We start from the raw sequence: 17,149 nt of genomic DNA, 5'->3' as shown, positions 1-17,149 counted from the left end.
TCAAAAAGCGGTTGACAAACGTGCTAGGGGTCGCAAGTATGAAAAAGACTTTTGAGCACTACAACACAATAACGAGACTGATGACGCACTTCGCCCGCCACCACCTACTAACTCTAGCCCTAGCAGGACGCTGCGAGGGTGCAGAGGGTGTGGCAGGCTGACAGAGCTCGAGCAACAGACTCTAACCCGCGCAGATTGTGCGGGTTTTTTATGCTTCAAGCAAAAACCCGCGTTCTGTGTAGCGACGAACGGAGGAAAGGATGTCAGATCGGGTCATTTTGTTTGATACCACTTTGCGGGACGGTGAGCAGGCGCTCGCGGCCAGCTTGTCGGTCAATGAGAAGCTGCAGATTGCCCGTGCACTGGAACGTATGGGGATCGACATCATCGAAGCGGGGTTTCCGGTTTCATCTCCCGGGGACTTTGATTCGGTCCAGCAGATTGCCCGCACCATCAAAAACAGCCGTATCTGCGCGCTGTCCCGGGCGGTTCAGGGAGACATCGACGCCGCAGCCCAGGCGCTGAGCGTGGCGGATCAATTCCGCATTCACACCTTTATCTCCACCTCCAGCATCCACGTCGAGAGCAAACTGAAGCGCAATTTTGACCAGGTGCTTGAGATGGCCACCGACGCGGTGAAGTACGCCAGACGTTTTACCGACGATGTTGAGTTCTCCTGTGAAGACGCCGGTCGAACCCCCATCGACAACCTGTGTCGAATGGTGGAGGCGGCGATCAAAGCCGGAGCGACCACCGTCAATATCCCCGATACCGTCGGTTACACCACACCCAGCGAGTTTGGCGGCATCATCACCAACCTGTTTGAGCGGGTGCCCAATATCCACAATGCGGTGATTTCGGTGCACTGCCATGACGACCTCGGCCTCTCCGTGGCCAATTCCATCGCGGCCATCGAAGCCGGAGCCCGCCAGGTTGAAGGCACCATCAACGGCATTGGCGAGCGAGCAGGCAATGCGGCGCTGGAGGAGATCATCATGATCCTCAATACGCGCCAAGCCCATTTCGGGTTGACCACAAACGCCAATCCCACCGAGATCTACCGCACCAGTTCCCAGGTCAGCCGCCTCTGCAACATGCCGGTTCAGTCCAACAAGGCGATCGTAGGTAACAACGCTTTCAGCCACAGCTCCGGCATCCATCAGGATGGGGTGCTCAAGGCTCAGAACACCTATGAAATCATGACTCCGGAGTCGGTGGGCCTGCCGCGCAATACCCTTAACCTGACCTCCCGTTCCGGCCGTCATGTGATTAAGCACCGCATGGCCGAACTCGGTTACCAGGAGCAGGACTTCGATCTGGACACCCTCTATCAACGCTTCCTGGAGTTGGCGGATAAGAAGGGCCAGGTGTTTGATTACGATCTGGAAGCCCTGTTGTTTTTCGAGAATCAGCGGGAAGCGGACGAGCACTTTGTGCTGCGTCAGCTCAATGTTCAGGCGGGGAGTAACCACTTTGCCACCGGCTCGGTGGAGATCGGGATTGGCGATACGGTAGTGACGGAAGCGGCCACGGGGAATGGGCCGGTTGATTCGGTCTACCGGGCCATTGAACGCGCCACCGGCCAGAAGATCACGATTCAGAGCTTCGACATTGAAGCCACCGGTGAGGGTCATGATGCGCTGGGTCAGGTCGACATTACGGCGGAGTACCAGGGGCGCACCTTCCACGGAATGGGCCTGTCCACTGACATCATCGACGCGTCCGCGCGGGCGCTTATCCACGTTTACAACCTGATCCATCGCCAGCAGCGCATCGATCAGCAGAAGCAAGACAAAGCCATGGGGGACGCATGAGGGAGCACAAGATCGCCATCCTGGCCGGTGACGGCATCGGGCCAGAAGTGATGGTGGAAGCGGAAAAGGTGCTGGCGGCAGCCGGGGCCAAATTTGGTTTCCGCATACAGGGAGAACATCGTCTGGTTGGTGGTGCCGCCATCGACGCCGAGGGCTCCCCCCTCCCCACAGACACGCTGGCGGCCTGTGAGGCCTCCGATGCGATTCTGTTTGGCTCCGTTGGTGGGCCGAAATGGGAAGGTCTTCCTCCCAACGAGCAGCCCGAGCGTGGATCTCTGCTCCCCCTGCGTAAGCACTTCAACCTGTTTTGTAACCTGCGCCCGGCCAAGATCCATCCCGGTCTGGAACACCTCTCCTACCTGCGCAGCGACATCGCTGAAAAAGGGATGGATGTGCTGGTTGTGCGGGAACTGACCGGCGACATCTACTTTGGTCAGCCCCGTGGGCGCGAGGGCGAAGGTGAGCAGGAGTTCGGTTACGACACCATGCGTTACAGCCGGTTTGAGATCCGCCGTATCGCCCGCATGGCCTTTGAGGCCGCCCGTAAGCGTCGTGGTCGGGTGCTCTCTGTGGATAAAGCCAATGTGCTGACCACCTCAATGTTGTGGCGCGAGGAGGTGATCGCCATCGCCGCTGATTACCCGGACGTGGCGCTGGAACACATCTACATCGACAACGCCACCATGCAGTTGCTGCGTCGGGCCAGTGAGTTCGACGTGATCCTCTGCGGCAACCTGTTTGGCGACATCATCTCCGATGAAGCGGCGATGATCACCGGCTCCATGGGGCTGTTGCCTTCAGCCAGCCTCAATGAGTCCGGGTTTGGCATGTATGAACCCGCCGGTGGCAGTGCGCCGGACATTGCGGGCCAGGGTATCGCCAACCCGGTGGCCCAGATTCTGTCCGCCAGCCTGATGCTGCGCCATAGCCTGGGCGAGCCCGCTGCGGCGGATGCCATTGATGCAGCCGTAAGTCAGGCATTGGCTGACGGTTGCCTGACCGGAGAGCTGTTAACGGCCGATGCACGAGAGCGTGCCCTGACAACCGCCCAGATGGGCGATGCCATTGTTGAGCGAATTAAGGAGGCCCGCTGATGGCGCAAACCCTGTATGAGAAGATCTGGCAGAGCCATCAGATCGCGACCCCTGCCGGGGAAACTCCCCTTATCTATATTGATCGCCACCTGGTGCATGAAGTGACGTCGCCCCAGGCCTTTGATGGCTTGCGCCAGGCAGGCAGACCGGTGCGTCGCCCTGATCGCACCATCGCCACCATGGATCACAACACCTCCACCACCAGCGCCTCCATCGAAGCGCTGCCCGCTCTGGCCAGAACTCAGGTGGAGACCCTGCAGCAAAACTGCGAAGAGTTTGGCGTCACCCTGTTTGATATCCACCACCCCAACCAAGGCATTGTGCATGTGATGGGGCCGGAGCAAGGGTTGACCCTGCCGGGCAGCACCATTGTGTGCGGCGACTCCCACACTGCTACCCATGGGGCTTTCGGGGCGCTGGCGTTTGGCATTGGCACCTCGGAAGTGGAGCACGTGCTGGCCACCCAAACCCTGCGCCAGCGTCGCGCCAAAACCATGAAAATTGAGGTTCGTGGTCAGGTCGGTCCGGGCATTACCGCCAAAGACATCGTCTTGGCGATCATCGGCAAGGTGGGGCACGGTGGCGGCACCGGCTATGTGGTGGAGTTTTGCGGCGAGGCGATTCGTCAGCTCTCTATGGAGGGGCGGATGACCGTCTGTAATATGGCGATCGAACTGGGGGCTAAGGCGGGCTTGATCGCCCCGGATCAGACCACCATCGACTACCTCGAAGGTCGCCCCTACGCCCCCAAAGACGAAGCGTGGCAGCAGGCGCTGAACGATTGGGCTCAGTTGTGCAGTGATGAGGGTGCCCGTTTCGATGCGGACGTGGTGGTGGAGGCGGCCGATATTGCGCCGCAGGTGACCTGGGGCACCAACCCGGGCCAGGTGATGGCGGTAGACGACGTGATCCCGGACCCCGGCAGCTTTGCCGACCCCATTGAGCAGAGCGCCGCGATCAAAGCCCTCGCTTACATGGGGCTGGAGCCCAATCAGAAGCTCAGTGATGTGACCATTGATGCGGTCTTTATCGGCTCCTGCACCAACTCCCGGATTGAGGATCTTCGCGCGGCCGCCGCGGTGGCCCGGGGCCGAAAGGTCGTTGCGGGCGTGCAGGCGATCGTGGTGCCGGGCTCCCACAAGGTGAAGGCTCAGGCGGAAAGCGAAGGGCTGGATCGGATCTTTACCGATGCCGGTTTTGAGTGGCGACTGCCCGGCTGTTCCATGTGTCTGGGCATGAATGAGGACCGTCTGACCGCTGGCCAGCGCTGCGCCTCCACCTCCAACCGAAACTTTGAGGGGCGCCAGGGGCGAGGCAGTCGCACCCATCTGGTCAGCCCTGCCATGGCCGCCGCTGCCGCCGTGACGGGTTATTTTGCCGATGTTCGCCAGTTTGAGGAGATCCAGTAATGCAAGCCTTCACTCAACACCGGGGCATCGCGGTCGCGCTGAACCACGCCAACATCGATACCGACCAACTGATCCCCAAGCAGTTTCTGGCTAAAGTGACCCGCGAGGGCTTTGGGGTACATCTGTTTCACGATTGGCGCTACCTGGATGAAGCGGGTGAGCAGCCCAATCCGGAGTTTGCCCTGAACCAGCAGGAATACGCTGGCGCCAGCATCCTGTTGGCGGGGGAGAACTTTGGCTGCGGCTCCAGTCGGGAGCACGCGCCCTGGGCCCTGGCGGACTTCGGTTTTCGCGCTATTATCGCCCCCAGTTTTGCGGACATCTTCTATCAGAACGCCATCAACAATGGTCTGCTTCCGGTGGTGTTACCCGAAGCTCAGGTGCAGGCGCTGATGGCGACGGTTGCTGAACAACCGGGCTGTTCGCTGACGGTGGATCTGACCCGCTGTGTGGTGGAGGACAGCCAGGGGCAGAGCTACCCCTTCACCCTGGATGCTGCCGCCCGGCAGAACCTGCTGGAGGGTAAGGACGCCATCGGCCAGACCCTGGCTCAAATTCCTGCTATTGAGGCGTTTGAAGCCTCCTCTCCCAACTGGCGCTGAGCCGGATTCGAGTGCCAGTTCAGCGAATTCTGCTGGCTGGCACTCCTCTTACCACTTGAATCCACTTCCGAATTAACTCTTTTTGTATCAAAGAGATAGAATTTCATGTTACGAGTGTTCGCTCTAATTTTTTCAAAAAAGCTAGAGCTATAGCTCTAAATTCTGGTACAACCCCCCGCCTCGCGCCGGATCCGCAGCAGGATCGCCCGAATCGATGTTAGGGCATTGTGTCTGTGTGTGTCGTTCTTATGATGGCGCGGATCACAAAAAGCCAATTTATGGAATGGGGAAGTGTATGAAGTACCGTTTGTTGTCTGGAGTTATCGCTGGCCTGCTGGCAAGCCAGGCCAATGCCGCTGGCTTCCAACTGGCGGAAACCTCTGCGACTGGCCTTGGCCGCGCCTTCGCGGGCGAAGCCGCAATTGCTGATAACGCCGCTGCACAGGGCCGTAACCCGGCACTGCTGACCCAACTGGAGGGTCGTCAGCTTTCCGTGGGCGCCATCCTGGTGGCTCCGGATGTGGCCGCAAAGGGCACCATCACCCACCCGGCACTGACCGCCAATGGCCTGGGCACCAAGACCATCGACGCCAGCGAAAATGACCTGGTACCTAACGCGGTAGTACCCAACTTCTTCTACAGCAACCGTCTGAATGATCGTTGGGCTTACGGCCTGGCAATCAACTCCAACTACGGCCTGAAGAGTGAACTGCCCGCGACCCATCCGGCTGCGATCTTCGGCAGCAACACCGAAATCACCACCATCGAATTCAACCCCAACGTGGCGTTCGCGGTAAACGACCAGTTCAGTCTGGGTGCTGGCGTGCGCTTCGTGTATGGCGATGGCGCCATCAGTGGCACGGTTCCGGGTTGGGTCGAGGACCCGGCGGTACAGCCTCTGCTGGGCATGCTGGATCTGCCGCCGGTGGCTCCGGGTACCGAACTGAAATCCCTGTCCGGCGATGACTACGCCTGGGGTTACAAGCTGGGTGCCACCTGGCAGCCGGCTAAAGGCCACACTATCGGCCTCTCCTACCACTCTGAGGTGGAGTTGAACCTGGAAGGGGATGCGGGTGGCCTGCTGTACGCTCCGGATGGCCTGGCCAAGCCGGGCAAACTGGCTCTGACTCTGCCAGCGTTCGCTGAGCTGGCCTCCAGCCATCAACTGACTGACGCCTGGCGCCTGTCCGCGTCCATCAACTGGACCCAGTGGAGCCGGTTTGATGATCTGGTGGCGGAGTTCCCGGATGGCACCAGTGACCTGGTAAAAGCTGAGCAGTTTGAGGACAACTGGCGTTTCGCTGTGGGTTCCGATTACCGCCTTAACGACAAGATGGTGGTGCGTGCCGGTGTGGCTTACGACATGACTGCGGTAGAAGATGAGCACCGCACTCTGAGCATTCCGGACTCCAACCGTCTGTGGATCAGCACTGGTATGGGTTACGCCTTCAGCGACCGCCTGAACTTGGATCTGGCCGTTACCTACATCCACTCTCAGGGCGATGCGCCGATCAATGAAGCCTTTGAAGTGGGTGGCAATACTCTGGCTCAGTACAACGGTGAAGTGACCGGCAGCGTATGGCTGGCGGGCGCACAGCTGAGCTACAAGCTGTAAGCCAATGGCTTAAGAAAAAACCCGCCGAAAGGCGGGTTTTTTTGTGTTTGCTGTTTGCCTAGAAGCGATAGGTGAAGCCCAGGTTCAGCGTATCGATATCGTCGAACATCACCAGATATTCCAGCGTAAAGGCGGCGTTTTCGGTGCCATACAGTTTCAGGCCAGCGCCATAGCTGAATTCACTGTCGCTCTCACTTCCTTTTTGGCTGTCGATTTTTGCTGAGACTTTGGCATCGGTAAATCCCGCCATGCCGTAGATGGCAACCCAATCTGACAGGGGGGCGGTAGCCACCAGGTAGCCCCCGAAATAGCGGTCCAACTCAAAGGAGACATCATTGGACCACATCTCCAGATTGTCATCGGTCATGCCGATGCCGACTCGACCTTCCAACGCTAGGTAGGGGTTAAACTGGTAGCCCCCCAGAACGGTTAAGGCCATCGGGTTTACGTCACCAAACCCGGTATCGAAAGTCATGTAGTTTAATTGGCCGCCGAAGTATCCGTGGCCTTGGTTCAGTTCAGCAGCGGCAGGACCGGCCAGCAGGGCAGCACCCAGGGCCAGCGTCATCAAAGTGCGTTTCATAATTACATCCATGTGGTGAAAAACCGCCCCAAGAGTGCCGCAAAAACGACCTGCTCACCAGTGGTGTTGAGCAGGAAGTTGATATGTATCAGATGTTTCACTGGAGGAACTGAATGCCGGCCGGCTTTGGGGCTTAGAAGTCGTATCGCACGCCCAGGCTCATCCCTGCGACATCAAACTGCCCTTTATCAAGCCACTGCACCGCTTCCAGTGTGATGGCAAACTGCTCAGTCGCCAGCAGGCTGAGGCCGATACCATAGCTGAGATCCGTGGTGCCGAAGGTGTCGCTTCGACTGTCGAGATCTTCCTCCAGAGAGAGGTCCGTCACCCCGACCAGTGCATACAACCTCACCCAGTCTCCCATCGGCAGGGTGCCAGTCACGTAAAGGCCGTAGTAGGAGTCGATCTCGACGTGGATGCCATCGGCGGCTTCATCATCGGTCAGGCCCAGACCAATCCTGCCCTCAATACCGATGTAGGGGTTGAACTGGTAGCCCCCCAGAAAATGGAGCGCCAGGGGGTTGGCGTCACCAAACTGAGTATCCACCCAGCCGTAGTTGAATTGGCTACCCAGATACCAGTTGCCCTGGTTGATGGCACTGAAGTCCCAGTCGGCCCGTACCGGCAGGGCCAGCAGTACCAGTGTCATGATGATGGCTCGTAACCGCATGACTTATCCCTCATTATCCGCTCCCTGAGTGTAAGGGTGGCAGGTTGTGACGGGCTTGCCAGTCGAATTGCGTTATCCCCTCAACTGGGTCTTGGCTTCCTGAATTAACACTGCGGCCAGATGGGTCATGGTTGGCGATTCCAGGCGCCAGCTGTGCCAGTAGAGGGGCACATCCAGATGGTGATTGCTTGGGCTCACCAGGGCCCCCGAGCTTTGGTAGGGCTCCAGTTGAACGGCCGGGATCAGCGCCCAGGTAATGCCCTGCAGGGCCAGGTTGACGAACGCCTGGGCGGAGGGCACTTGGTGATGCGGAGGAAGGTGGCCGAGATCCGGATAGTGGCGGGCCAGAAAGCGGCTCATTAAATCGTCGTGCTGGCTGTAAACCACCGTTGGCGCCTGGGCCAGGGTGCTGGCGGTGACCCCCTCTGAAAAATAGCGAGCGATAAAGGCGGGTGATGCCGCCATGCGGTAGCGCAGCGTGCCGAGCCGCTGGGTGCGGCAACCCTGCACCGGCTTGGCGATGGCGGAGATGCAGCCAGCCACTTCACCGGACTTGAGTCGGTTCAGCGTGATGTCTTCATCCTCGACAATCAGCTCCGTCAGCAATTGGTGCTCGTCGAACAGTCGTCGCAGCGCCTGGGGCAACCAGGTTGCCAGGCTGTCGGCGTTGACGGCCAGGGCGATCCGTTCGAAGGTGGTCCGCGCTCCCGTCAGCAGCGCATCGGAGAGATTGGCCTCCATCAGCGCTACCTGCTGTTGATGCCGCAACAGCAGCAATCCAGCCTCGGTGGCGCGCACCGGGTTGGCTCGAACCAATAAGGGCCGACCTACCCGCTGCTCCAGGGTGCTTATCCGCTGTGAAACCGCAGATTGCGTCAGGTTGAGCTTGCGTGCCGCCCTATCAAAGCTGCCCTGACGCACCACTTCCGCCAGAGCGTGGAGGAGCTTGTAATCCAGCATCCCGACCCACCGAATTTGTTAATTAAAAAAACTTATATTGAATAAGGATTATTAGATTTTCTCCATGCTGTCGCAACCCTACACTGCCGCCTCAACATACAGGAGGGCAAGATGGTTACGGCGTTTGTGAATGGATTAGGGATTGGTGGTGCATTGATTATGGCGATTGGTGCTCAGGGCGCCTTCGTGCTGAGTCAGGCCCTTAAGCGTCATCACCACCTGCTGGTTGCTCTGATCTGCACTGTCTGTGATGCCATCTTGATCGGCCTTGGCGTGGCTGGCGTAGGCGCGATCATCAGTGAGAGTGAGATGCTGATGGCGGTTGCTCGCTATGGCGGGGGCGCCTTCCTGTTGATCTTTGGCTTAAGCTCGCTGCGTCGCGCCATCAAGGGCAGCCGCTTGCAGGCAGAGGGCGGTGCCATAGGGTGTCGTCGCACTGTTATCATCGCCACTCTGGCAGTGACACTGCTCAACCCTCACGTTTATCTGGACGCATTGGTGCTACTTGGCTCCATCGGCGCGCAGTTCGGTGATGAGCGCTGGTTCTTCTTTGCCGGCACCCTGACCGCTTCGACCTTGTGGTTCTTTGGGCTCAGCCTGGGTGCGGCCCGATTGGCGCCGGTACTGGCTCGTCCCGCAGTGTGGCGGGGCATTGATCTGATGGTCTGGGCCCTGATGTGGGGCATCGGCCTGAAGCTTTTGCTGGTGGGTTAAAAAATTTTTAAAGTTCTCTGCAGCAGGGTCGTTTTTCCTTATTGAGACCACGCTGGACGGGCAAGGATGCTCAGCCGATAGCCATCGGCCAGTGCCTGCGTCGGTTTTGGGTCAGTGCCCAACTGGCCCCTCCAATGCCCAAGTCCCAAGGCCGCCCTCCCAGGCGGCCTTTCTTGTTTCTACCGGCATTAAAAAGGGCCGCGAGTGCGGCCCTTTTGTGTGTTACTCCACCGGTTTTTCCAGCACATAGTGCTCAAACCAGGATAGGTCCCACTGCATCTTGGCCAGCTTGTGCTGGTAGGTGGTGAGGCCGTGTCCCTCTCCCGGGTAGATCAGCAGCTCCGTCGGCACATTCAGGTACTGCTGCAGGGTGCGATAGAGGCCATAGGCGTGCGGTGCCGGTACCCGGGCGTCATTCTCCCCCATATGGATCAGGGTTGGGGTTTTGATGCTGGCGGCGTGGCTCAGGCTGGAGCCGTGGTCGTAGGCTTCCGGCTGCTCCCAGGGCAGCCCCTGCATAAAGTTGATGACGTGTCCCGGGGTGTCCTCCAGCATCCACTGCAGGCGCTGATCCCAGACGCCAGCTCCAGAGCTGGCGGCTTTAAAGCGGTCGGTGGTGCTGATCAGAGCGTTGGTCAGGTAGCCACCGTTACTCCAGCCCATCACGGCCAGCTTGTCGCCATCCACAATGCCGTCGGCGATCAGCTTGTCGACGCCGGAGACGATGTCCGCCACCTCGATGTCGTGCTCACGGCCAACCAGATCGACCAGGAACTTGTCGCCAAACCCGGTGGAGCCCCGGTAGTTGGGGGAGAGCAGTGCCCAGCCTCTGGCAGCAAAGGTGCTGCGGCCATAGGTGCGATGTTGCAACGAGTAGGGGGTTGCGGCGGTGGGGCCACCATGGATCTGTACCACCAGAGGCAGCGGACCATCACTCTTCTGGTAGCCCGGCGGCAGTTCCAGGATACCTTCAACCGGGGTGCCATCCGGTGCGGTCCACCGGACTATGCTCAGTTGCGGCAGCTTCCAGCTGGCCACCTGGGGGTTGAGGTCGGTGCGGCGGGCGGGGGTTTTGCCCACCCGTCCACTGTAGATCTCGTAGAAGTGCTCCAGGCCGTTGTGGGTCAGCGCCAGCTCCTTACCGTTATCGGAGAAGGCGTAGCCGCCCACCACAAAGTCGCCCTCGGTCAGGGTGCGGGTTTCCCCCTGCTCGGTACCCTCCATCTCGGTGCAGTAGAGGCGGACCCGGGCATGCTCGCTGCCGCGATAGCAGATCTCATCACTGCCGGGACGCCAGGCGATGTTGTCGCCATTCAAGGTGACATCGCCTGAGCGGGCCAGATCGGCCTGACCAACCACTTCGCCCTCGGCGCTTAATTCGGTAATAAAGAGCTGCCCTGGATAACCATCGTAATCGATACGGAAAGCCAGCCGATCCCCGTCGGGGCTCCAACGGGGCTGCATCAGCCAGCCGTAGGGAGAGGGCGCCTCGGCACGCCAGGCCTGATCCGGCAGGGTCCAGCTGCGCTGCTGGTTGCGGTCATAGACGGCAATATCAGACCACCCCTCAAGGTGAACCAGTTCATTGTCATCGGTGACCACTCGGGCGATGCGGTTGCCATCCGGACTGACGTCAAAGCCCCACACCACCTTGTTGTCATCCAGTACCAGTTCGGTTCGGTAGCTGCTCAGATCGAGACGGTAAAGCGGATTGACGGTCACCTTGCCATGGCCATACTGCGGGGCACTGTGGGCCTGACGCAGGCCGGCGAAGGGGTCCTCGTTGTGATACTCCTTGTTGCCGGTATACCAGAGTGCCTGGCCCTGGGGCCCCAGAGAGAACTGGCTTACCCCCTCCTTCTCCCGGGTCAACGGCACCACCTCTCCGGTGGCCAGCGTCAGGCGAAACACCTGAGATTTGCCGTTGTAGGGGGCGTTGCTCTCTTCGCCGCGTTTTTCCGCCTTGAGAAAATAGAGGTGATTTCCGTCGAGACTGAACTGAGGGGCACCCTCATTCTCTTCGCTGAAGGTGAGGCGTTCCGGTGTCCCTTTGGGCAGGCTCATCCGCCAGAGATCTTTTTTCTGGCCGTCGCTCTCTTTGTCCCAGTAGGACTGCACCCAGGCAGCCCGCTTGCCATCGGCGCTGATGGCGATGCCGCTGGGGTGGGCGATGGTGAAGTAATCTTCGGGTGTGATCTGATGGTCTCGGGGGGCCGAATGGGCAGCGGCAGCCATCGCCAGTAGCGATAACGCCACAGGTAGACGTCCTGTTGTCATTGTTTTAACTCCTTGTGATTTATCGCCGAGGGTAGCGAAAAACCCCAGAGAGCTGAAGGGTTAGTTCTTTTTGTTGAGATCCCGCAAGAACGTCAGCTCTTCGGGGCTCAGTACGGACTCGGAACGTGGCTTTCTCGCCTTAGTGCGGGGGCGGGTACGCCGGCGTTGTACCCAGACGGAGCTGGTGATCTGGCGCAGCCCGTAGGCCAACCCGAAAAGCAGCAGGCCGATGATGGCAATGCGCTTGCTGACGTGCACCCATGGTGCAAGCGGTTGGCCGTTCCAGAGTGGAATCGAAACGCCGATCAGGCGCAGCAACCAGACCAGGCCGGAGGTGATGGTCAAGGTCAGCAGCCAGGCATAGTTTTGTGTTCTGGGCCGGGCTGATGTCGTGGCATTCGGGTAGCCCCAGCGTCGCCAAAGCTGCCAGGTGGCTCGGGCGTAATAGAGGTACTGTGCCAGGGCACCCAGAGGAAGCAGCGCCAGCAGATACTCATCCGCCTCAAGGTGGCCTCCCATCTGGTGAGAAACATGAAACTGGACGGTCGCCAAGGCATAAAGGGACAGGGCGGCGGGAATGGTCAGGTGCCAGCCCGCTCTCACTCTCCGGCGGCGCAGTTGTGCCTCAAGGTAAAGGTAAAGACAGGGGAGGGCGAAAAACTGCAGGGTGTAGGCTGGCAGCAACACGGTGGAAGGAAGTTGATTAGGCACCAGCCCAAAGTAGAGCGCCAGCAGCGCGAGCCAACTGGCGAGATATCGCTCTGACCGAAATGGGTCTCGATAGAAGTAGAGCAACAGAACCGCCAACAGTAAGCAGTAAAAGCTGCCAATTAAGGCAATTCCCAGATGCAGCCAGGTGAGTAAATCGAGGACTGGCGGCATCGTCATAGGTCAGCTTCCGTCGGTTGGCCGGTTGCGTCGCCGGTTGGCCCGCATCGGTGGTTTTTCTGGCACCGGGCGTCGTTCATCCAGCAGGTGCCGGATCGCCTCAATGGGGTGACGCAGCAGCATGCGTGGCCCGGCGTAACGCATCACCTGGCGTACCCGCTCTTTGGGCTCCGGTTTGTAGCAGTGGATGGGGCACTTGGCGCAGGTCGGTTTGGTGTCTCCGTAGGGGCAGCGGTCCAGCTTCTGTTCCGCATAGGCCAACAGCTCATGACAGCACCCACACAACCCGTTTTCACGGGGCACCTGGCCGCAGTGATCCTTGCAGTAGATCTGCATCATATGGGCGATGGTGCGGTATTCCTGGGCCAGTCGGCCCTCAAGCCGGTCGCTTTTCATGGTATAACCTAGTGTGCCAGTCGGATTTACGCTCATCCTACCCGGCCGGTGGCCGGGTCATAAGGAGTATCCACAGGATTCGCGATCCAGATCAAATGTGGATCACTTTATCCGCCGCCAGGGTGTGCCGGGTCAGATCCACCAATGTGCCGATGGTGATGCCCTCGATCAGCCGATCCTGGCTCAGTCCCCGGGCTTCGGCGCAGGTTCGGCAAACGGCGATCTCAACCCCCTGGGCCAGCAGGATCTCCAACATCTGGCCGATGTGGTAGCTCAGATCCGGGGTTTGCTGTCCGGACAACGCGGCGACGGTGGCGTCGGACATCAGGAACAGCTTCTGGGATACCGGCGTCTCAGCGTGCTCCTGGGTTGCCAGGGCGATTCGAAGGGCATTGTAGAGACGTTCACTGCCGTAGGGGCTGTCGTGAGCAACCAGCAGGATGGATGTCATGGGTTCTCCAAAAGATCAAAAGGGAATAGCAATTGAGTAAGACTCTGACGGAAAAGGACACAGCATGGCAAGGGGGTATTGGCCAACGGTTGCCCTGGTTGGGCAGCGCTGTGATGCCAGCTCCTCTGGATAATCCACGCTGGGTGGGTTGGAGCGAGACGATGGGGCAGCGCCTCGGGCTGGAACAGAATGATGCCTCCTTGTCGTTGCTGTCAGGCTCGGCCTCGCCCCTGCCCTGGCCGTCCTTTGCCCAGGTTTACAGTGGCCATCAGTTTGGGGGATATACCCCGCGACTGGGCGATGGGCGTGGGCTGCATCTGGGGGAGCGAAATGGGCTGGAGCTTTTCCTCAAAGGCAGCGGCCCTACTCCCTACAGCCGGGGCGGTGATGGTCGGGCGGTGCTGCGCAGCGCCATCCGGGAATTCCTGGCCAGCGAGGCGCTGCACCACCTGGGGATTGCCACCACTCGGGCACTCGCAGTGATTGGCTCGGAGACGCCTGTCTGGCGGGAAACTCAGGAAACCGGTGCCATCACGGTGCGCGTCAGTCCCAGTCATCTGCGCTTCGGCCACTTTGAGTACTTTCTCTACACCCGTCAGGAGGAGAAGCTGGAGGCGTTGATTGAAGACACGATTCAGCACCATTTCCCTGAAGTGAATGGGGAGGGGGATCCCAAGCTGGCGTGGTTGCGAGCGGTGGTTGCCCGTACCGCAGAAACCGTGGCCGACTGGCAGGCGTTTGGCTTCTGCCATGGGGTGTTGAACAGCGACAACATGTCGATTCTGGGCGAGACCTTTGATTACGGCCCCTTTGCCTTTATGAACACCTTCAATCCCGGCTATGTCTGCAACCATTCGGATCATGAGGGGCGGTACGCCTTTGACCAGCAGCCCGGCATCGGCCTGTGGAACCTGAATCGGCTGGCCGTCACCCTGACCCCATGGCATGACGATGAGGGTCTGAAGGCGGCGCTGAGCGATTACGAGCCGGTGCTGATTGCCCGCTACCTCTCCCGAATGGGGGCCCGACTGGGGATTGAGGAGGCGACGGCGGCGGACCTGCCGCTGATTGGCGGATTGCTCAACCTGATGGCGGCGGCCGGAGTGGATTACAGCAACACTCTGCGCACCTTTGCTCAGTTGGACCCCGGCAGCAAGGATACCCCGTTGCATCCGCTTCTGGGCCAGCAGGAGGGGTTCGAACAGTGGTGGGCACAATACCAGGCAAGAGTAGGGAATCCCGGGACCCTAAGCCACTGGCAAGCGGAGCGGGCCCGGGCCAACCCGGCCCTGATTTTGCGAACGCATCTGGCTCAACAGGCGATTGAGGCGGCGGAGCAGGGTGATAACGGACCCCTGGCTCGCTTGCACCGAGCCTTATGCCGACCCTATGATCCTGAGCCTCAGTACGACGATTTACGAGGCGATGCGCCATCATGGAGTCAACAGATCACCCTCTCCTGTTCAAGTTAGGGCAACCCCAGTTCAGCACAGAGCGACAGCAGTTGCTCTGGCACTGCCCTTTGAGTCAGGAGGAGACGGAATCCCTGGCGCCGCTGTTAATGGCGAGGCTTGAGTGTCAATTGGGCCCGGTTGAGCTCGGCGCGGACCGCCTCTTCTGGCCCGTCACCTTTGAGGACACCCCCTTGAGTCTGCAATACGAAGCGCTGTGCGAAACCCTATGGCTTCAACCCGGAGAAACCGCTGAAGAGGGGGCGGAAGTGGTGGCGTTTATCGCCGCACAAGTGAGGGCTGAACATGTCTGAAGCCCGCTTTGATTTTCACTCTCTGACGCCGGATGTGGTGCTGGATGCGGTCGAGAGCCTGGGCGTGTACCCGGAAACCGGCCTGTTGCCGCTGAACAGCTATGAGAACCGGGTATACCAGTTTCGGGCTGAGGATGGCCGTCGCTACGTCACCAAGTTCTATAGGCCTCAACGCTGGAGTGAGGCGCAGATCCGTGAAGAGCATCAGTTTGCCCAGGAGTTGGCGGACAGTGAGGTTCCGGTGGCGGCACCGATCAGCATTGAGGGTGAGACGCTGTTTGAGCATCAGGGCTATCGGTTCGCTCTCTGGTACAGCGTCGGTGGGCGCCAGTTTGAGGTGGATAACCTCGATCAGCTGGAAGCGGTGGGCCGATTTATCGGTCGACTTCATCAGGTGGGCCGCCGCACCCCATTCGCCCACCGTCCTGCACTGAGTCTTGCTGAGTTTGGCCATCAGGCCCGGGATCTGCTCCAGCGTCAGGCCGAGTTGGGGCCCCATATCGAGACCCCGTTTTTTACCGTGCTGGATCAGGTACTGGCTCGCATTGAGGCGCCCCTTTCTCAGCCCTTCACCACTCTGCGATTGCACGGTGATATGCATCCGGGCAACATCCTCTGGGTGGATGAAGGCCCCAGCTTCGTGGATCTGGATGACGCCCGATCCGGTCCGGCGATTCAGGACCTATGGATGATGCTTAATGGTGACCGCGCCAGTCAGCTGTTGCAGCTGGATGTGCTGCTGGAGGGGTATGAGACTTTTGCCTCACTGAACAGCGCAGAGCTCAGGCTGATCGAGCCTCTGCGGGCGCTGAGAATGATCAACTATCTGGCGTGGCTGACAAAGCGCTGGAGTGATCCGGCGTTTCCCCGGAACTTTCCCTGGTTTGGTACGGACAAATTCTGGGAGCAGCAGGTGCTGGCGCTTAAAGAGCAGTTGGCGGCGCTGGATGAGCCGCCGCTCTCGTTGGCTCCGGGCTACAATCCCTGACGAACCTGTGGCACTCTTGGTGCTGCATCTTTCTGTTAACTCGAAGAGAACACCCAATGAAAAAGTTGCTGGCCATCGCCTTTGCCCTGGTTCTGGCGCCCCTGAGTGCCTTTGCTGCAGACTTCCAGGAAGGCACTCATTACACCACCTTCAATCAGAGCCCCTACACCGGGCAGCCTACCATTACTGAGTTTTTCTCCTTCTACTGTCCCCACTGCTACACCTTTGAGAAGAACTACGTCCCTCAGATCAAAGCTGGCCTTGCTGAAGGCGTGAAGTTTGAACAAAACCATGTGGACTTCATTGGCCGTGAGATGGGCCCGGAGATGACTCGCGCTCTGGCCATTGCTCAGGTGCTGAAGGTGGATGACACCATTAAGCCAGCCCTGTTCTCCGCCATCCACGATGCGCGCCGCAACTTCGCTTCCAGCAATGATGTGCGCCAGGTGTTTGTGGACAACGGCGTCTCCGCCACTGACTTTGATAAAGCTTCCAGCAGCTTTATGGTCAACAGCATGATGAAGAAGTGGAAGAAGGCGCAGCAGGACAGCGGCATTCGCGGCGTACCGGCCCTGATGGTCAACAGTAAGTACGTGGTGGATGTGGGCAGCGTTCAGTCTCTGGATGAGCTGGTTGAACTGCTGAACTACCTGGCCAAGAAAGGCTAAGTCGCGAAAATGCTGTAAGCTTTTCTGTACAGAAAAGGCGGGCTCCAAACGGGAGGCCGCCTTTTTTTTCGTCCGAAAGTCCGTACTATTCCCGCGGCTTTTTTAGAGCAAATGCAACGAAATCCGCAGGATGCTAAAGGTCAGACCAAGCAGTCTGAACTGAAACTTCTCCCGCATGCGAATTTTTGTTCTGGGAAGGAAACCGCTTGCGCTAAGATCGGTCTGAACTGGCGTAAGAGAATCAACGAGTAAAGG

The 17,149-nt window shown here is 59.3% G+C and carries 17 protein-coding genes; 10 read left to right on the top strand and 7 right to left on the bottom strand.

The annotated features are described in order from the left end of the window. The first annotated feature begins 260 nt into the window (after window positions 1–260). The 5 genes from leuA (at window position 261) to KUV52_RS07100 (ending at window position 6,534) form a co-directional block, all read left to right on the top strand. The gene (gene leuA / locus KUV52_RS07120) at window positions 261–1,814 is read left to right on the top strand and encodes a 2-isopropylmalate synthase (RefSeq protein WP_222525245.1); all 1,554 of its coding nucleotides are present in this window, start codon (window positions 261–263) and stop codon (window positions 1,812–1,814) included. Next, window positions 1,811–2,908 (top strand): 3-isopropylmalate dehydrogenase, encoded by a 1,098-nt coding sequence (gene leuB, locus KUV52_RS07115; protein ID WP_222525244.1) that lies wholly within the window; start codon window positions 1,811–1,813, stop codon window positions 2,906–2,908. The genes leuA and leuB overlap by 4 nt, the downstream gene beginning before the upstream one ends. Next, window positions 2,908–4,317 (top strand): 3-isopropylmalate dehydratase large subunit, encoded by a 1,410-nt coding sequence (gene leuC / locus KUV52_RS07110; RefSeq protein WP_222525243.1) that lies wholly within the window; start codon window positions 2,908–2,910, stop codon window positions 4,315–4,317. The genes leuB and leuC overlap by 1 nt, the downstream gene beginning before the upstream one ends. Beyond that, window positions 4,317–4,919: a 3-isopropylmalate dehydratase small subunit gene (leuD, locus tag KUV52_RS07105; RefSeq protein ID WP_222525242.1), complete on the top strand. Its 603-nt coding sequence runs from the start codon at window positions 4,317–4,319 to the stop codon at window positions 4,917–4,919. Before leuC ends, leuD begins: the two co-directional genes overlap by 1 nt. A 295-nt stretch (window positions 4,920–5,214) precedes the next feature. After that, on the top strand, window positions 5,215–6,534 hold the full coding sequence (locus tag KUV52_RS07100) for an OmpP1/FadL family transporter (protein ID WP_222525241.1): 1,320 nt from the start codon (window positions 5,215–5,217) through the stop codon (window positions 6,532–6,534). A 58-nt stretch (window positions 6,535–6,592) separates the two neighbouring features. Here the strand turns inward: KUV52_RS07100 and KUV52_RS07095 are convergent, their stop codons facing one another. The 3 genes from KUV52_RS07095 to KUV52_RS07085 form a co-directional block, all read right to left on the bottom strand. Further along, window positions 6,593–7,117, bottom strand: a complete 525-nt coding sequence (locus KUV52_RS07095) for a porin family protein (protein ID WP_222525240.1) — start codon at window positions 7,115–7,117, stop codon at window positions 6,593–6,595. 133 nt (window positions 7,118–7,250) lie between these two features. Continuing rightward, window positions 7,251–7,787 carry a porin family protein gene (locus tag KUV52_RS07090; RefSeq protein WP_222525239.1) on the bottom strand — a complete coding sequence of 179 codons (537 nt, stop codon included), beginning with the start codon at window positions 7,785–7,787 and terminating at the stop codon, window positions 7,251–7,253. A gap of 72 nt (window positions 7,788–7,859) precedes the next feature. After that, complete coding sequence (locus KUV52_RS07085; protein ID WP_222525238.1) at window positions 7,860–8,747, bottom strand: LysR family transcriptional regulator ArgP; 888 nt, start codon at window positions 8,745–8,747, stop codon at window positions 7,860–7,862. A gap of 111 nt (window positions 8,748–8,858) precedes the next feature. Between KUV52_RS07085 and KUV52_RS07080 the strand changes: the two genes are divergently transcribed. Next, window positions 8,859–9,461, top strand: a complete 603-nt coding sequence (locus KUV52_RS07080; protein WP_222525237.1) for a LysE/ArgO family amino acid transporter — start codon at window positions 8,859–8,861, stop codon at window positions 9,459–9,461. 222 nt (window positions 9,462–9,683) lie between these two features. On the opposite strand, the gene KUV52_RS07075 is transcribed toward KUV52_RS07080, so the two are convergent. The 4 genes from KUV52_RS07075 to KUV52_RS07060 all read right to left on the bottom strand — a co-directional run bounded on the left by KUV52_RS07075 (window position 9,684) and on the right by KUV52_RS07060 (window position 13,473). After that, the gene (locus KUV52_RS07075; protein WP_222525236.1) at window positions 9,684–11,738 is read right to left on the bottom strand and encodes a S9 family peptidase; all 2,055 of its coding nucleotides are present in this window, start codon (window positions 11,736–11,738) and stop codon (window positions 9,684–9,686) included. A 60-nt stretch (window positions 11,739–11,798) separates the two neighbouring features. Continuing rightward, window positions 11,799–12,626, bottom strand: coding sequence for a hypothetical protein (locus KUV52_RS07070; RefSeq protein ID WP_222525235.1), 828 nt, complete (start codon window positions 12,624–12,626; stop codon window positions 11,799–11,801). A 3-nt stretch (window positions 12,627–12,629) separates the two neighbouring features. Further along, a complete protein-coding gene (locus KUV52_RS07065; RefSeq protein WP_222525234.1) occupies window positions 12,630–13,022 on the bottom strand; it encodes a nitrous oxide-stimulated promoter family protein in 393 nt (130 codons plus the stop codon). Window positions 13,023–13,113: 91 nt separating this feature from the next. Then, window positions 13,114–13,473 carry a DsrE/DsrF/TusD sulfur relay family protein gene (locus tag KUV52_RS07060; RefSeq protein WP_222525233.1) on the bottom strand — a complete coding sequence of 120 codons (360 nt, stop codon included), beginning with the start codon at window positions 13,471–13,473 and terminating at the stop codon, window positions 13,114–13,116. A gap of 77 nt (window positions 13,474–13,550) precedes the next feature. Between KUV52_RS07060 and KUV52_RS07055 the strand changes: the two genes are divergently transcribed. The 4 genes from KUV52_RS07055 to KUV52_RS07040 are packed head-to-tail and all read left to right on the top strand — an operon-like array spanning window position 13,551 to window position 16,894. Continuing rightward, window positions 13,551–14,945, top strand: a complete 1,395-nt coding sequence (locus KUV52_RS07055) for a protein adenylyltransferase SelO (RefSeq protein WP_409996473.1) — start codon at window positions 13,551–13,553, stop codon at window positions 14,943–14,945. Next, window positions 14,909–15,238, top strand: a complete 330-nt coding sequence (locus KUV52_RS07050) for a DUF3630 family protein (protein WP_222525232.1) — start codon at window positions 14,909–14,911, stop codon at window positions 15,236–15,238. Before KUV52_RS07055 ends, KUV52_RS07050 begins: the two co-directional genes overlap by 37 nt. Continuing rightward, window positions 15,231–16,226: a serine/threonine protein kinase gene (locus tag KUV52_RS07045; protein ID WP_222525231.1), complete on the top strand. Its 996-nt coding sequence runs from the start codon at window positions 15,231–15,233 to the stop codon at window positions 16,224–16,226. The genes KUV52_RS07050 and KUV52_RS07045 overlap by 8 nt, the downstream gene beginning before the upstream one ends. A 56-nt stretch (window positions 16,227–16,282) precedes the next feature. Continuing rightward, on the top strand, window positions 16,283–16,894 hold the full coding sequence (locus tag KUV52_RS07040) for a thiol:disulfide interchange protein DsbA/DsbL (RefSeq protein ID WP_222525230.1): 612 nt from the start codon (window positions 16,283–16,285) through the stop codon (window positions 16,892–16,894). Window positions 16,895–17,149: the final 255 nt, after the last annotated feature.

It is taken from the genome of Ferrimonas balearica (assembly GCF_019802055.1).
In the GTDB taxonomy this organism is placed as follows: Bacteria; Pseudomonadota; Gammaproteobacteria; order Enterobacterales; family Shewanellaceae; genus Ferrimonas; species Ferrimonas balearica_A.
The sequence above is the reverse complement of the archived record's forward strand: the minus strand, read 5'-3'. Positions and strand labels throughout refer to the sequence as shown.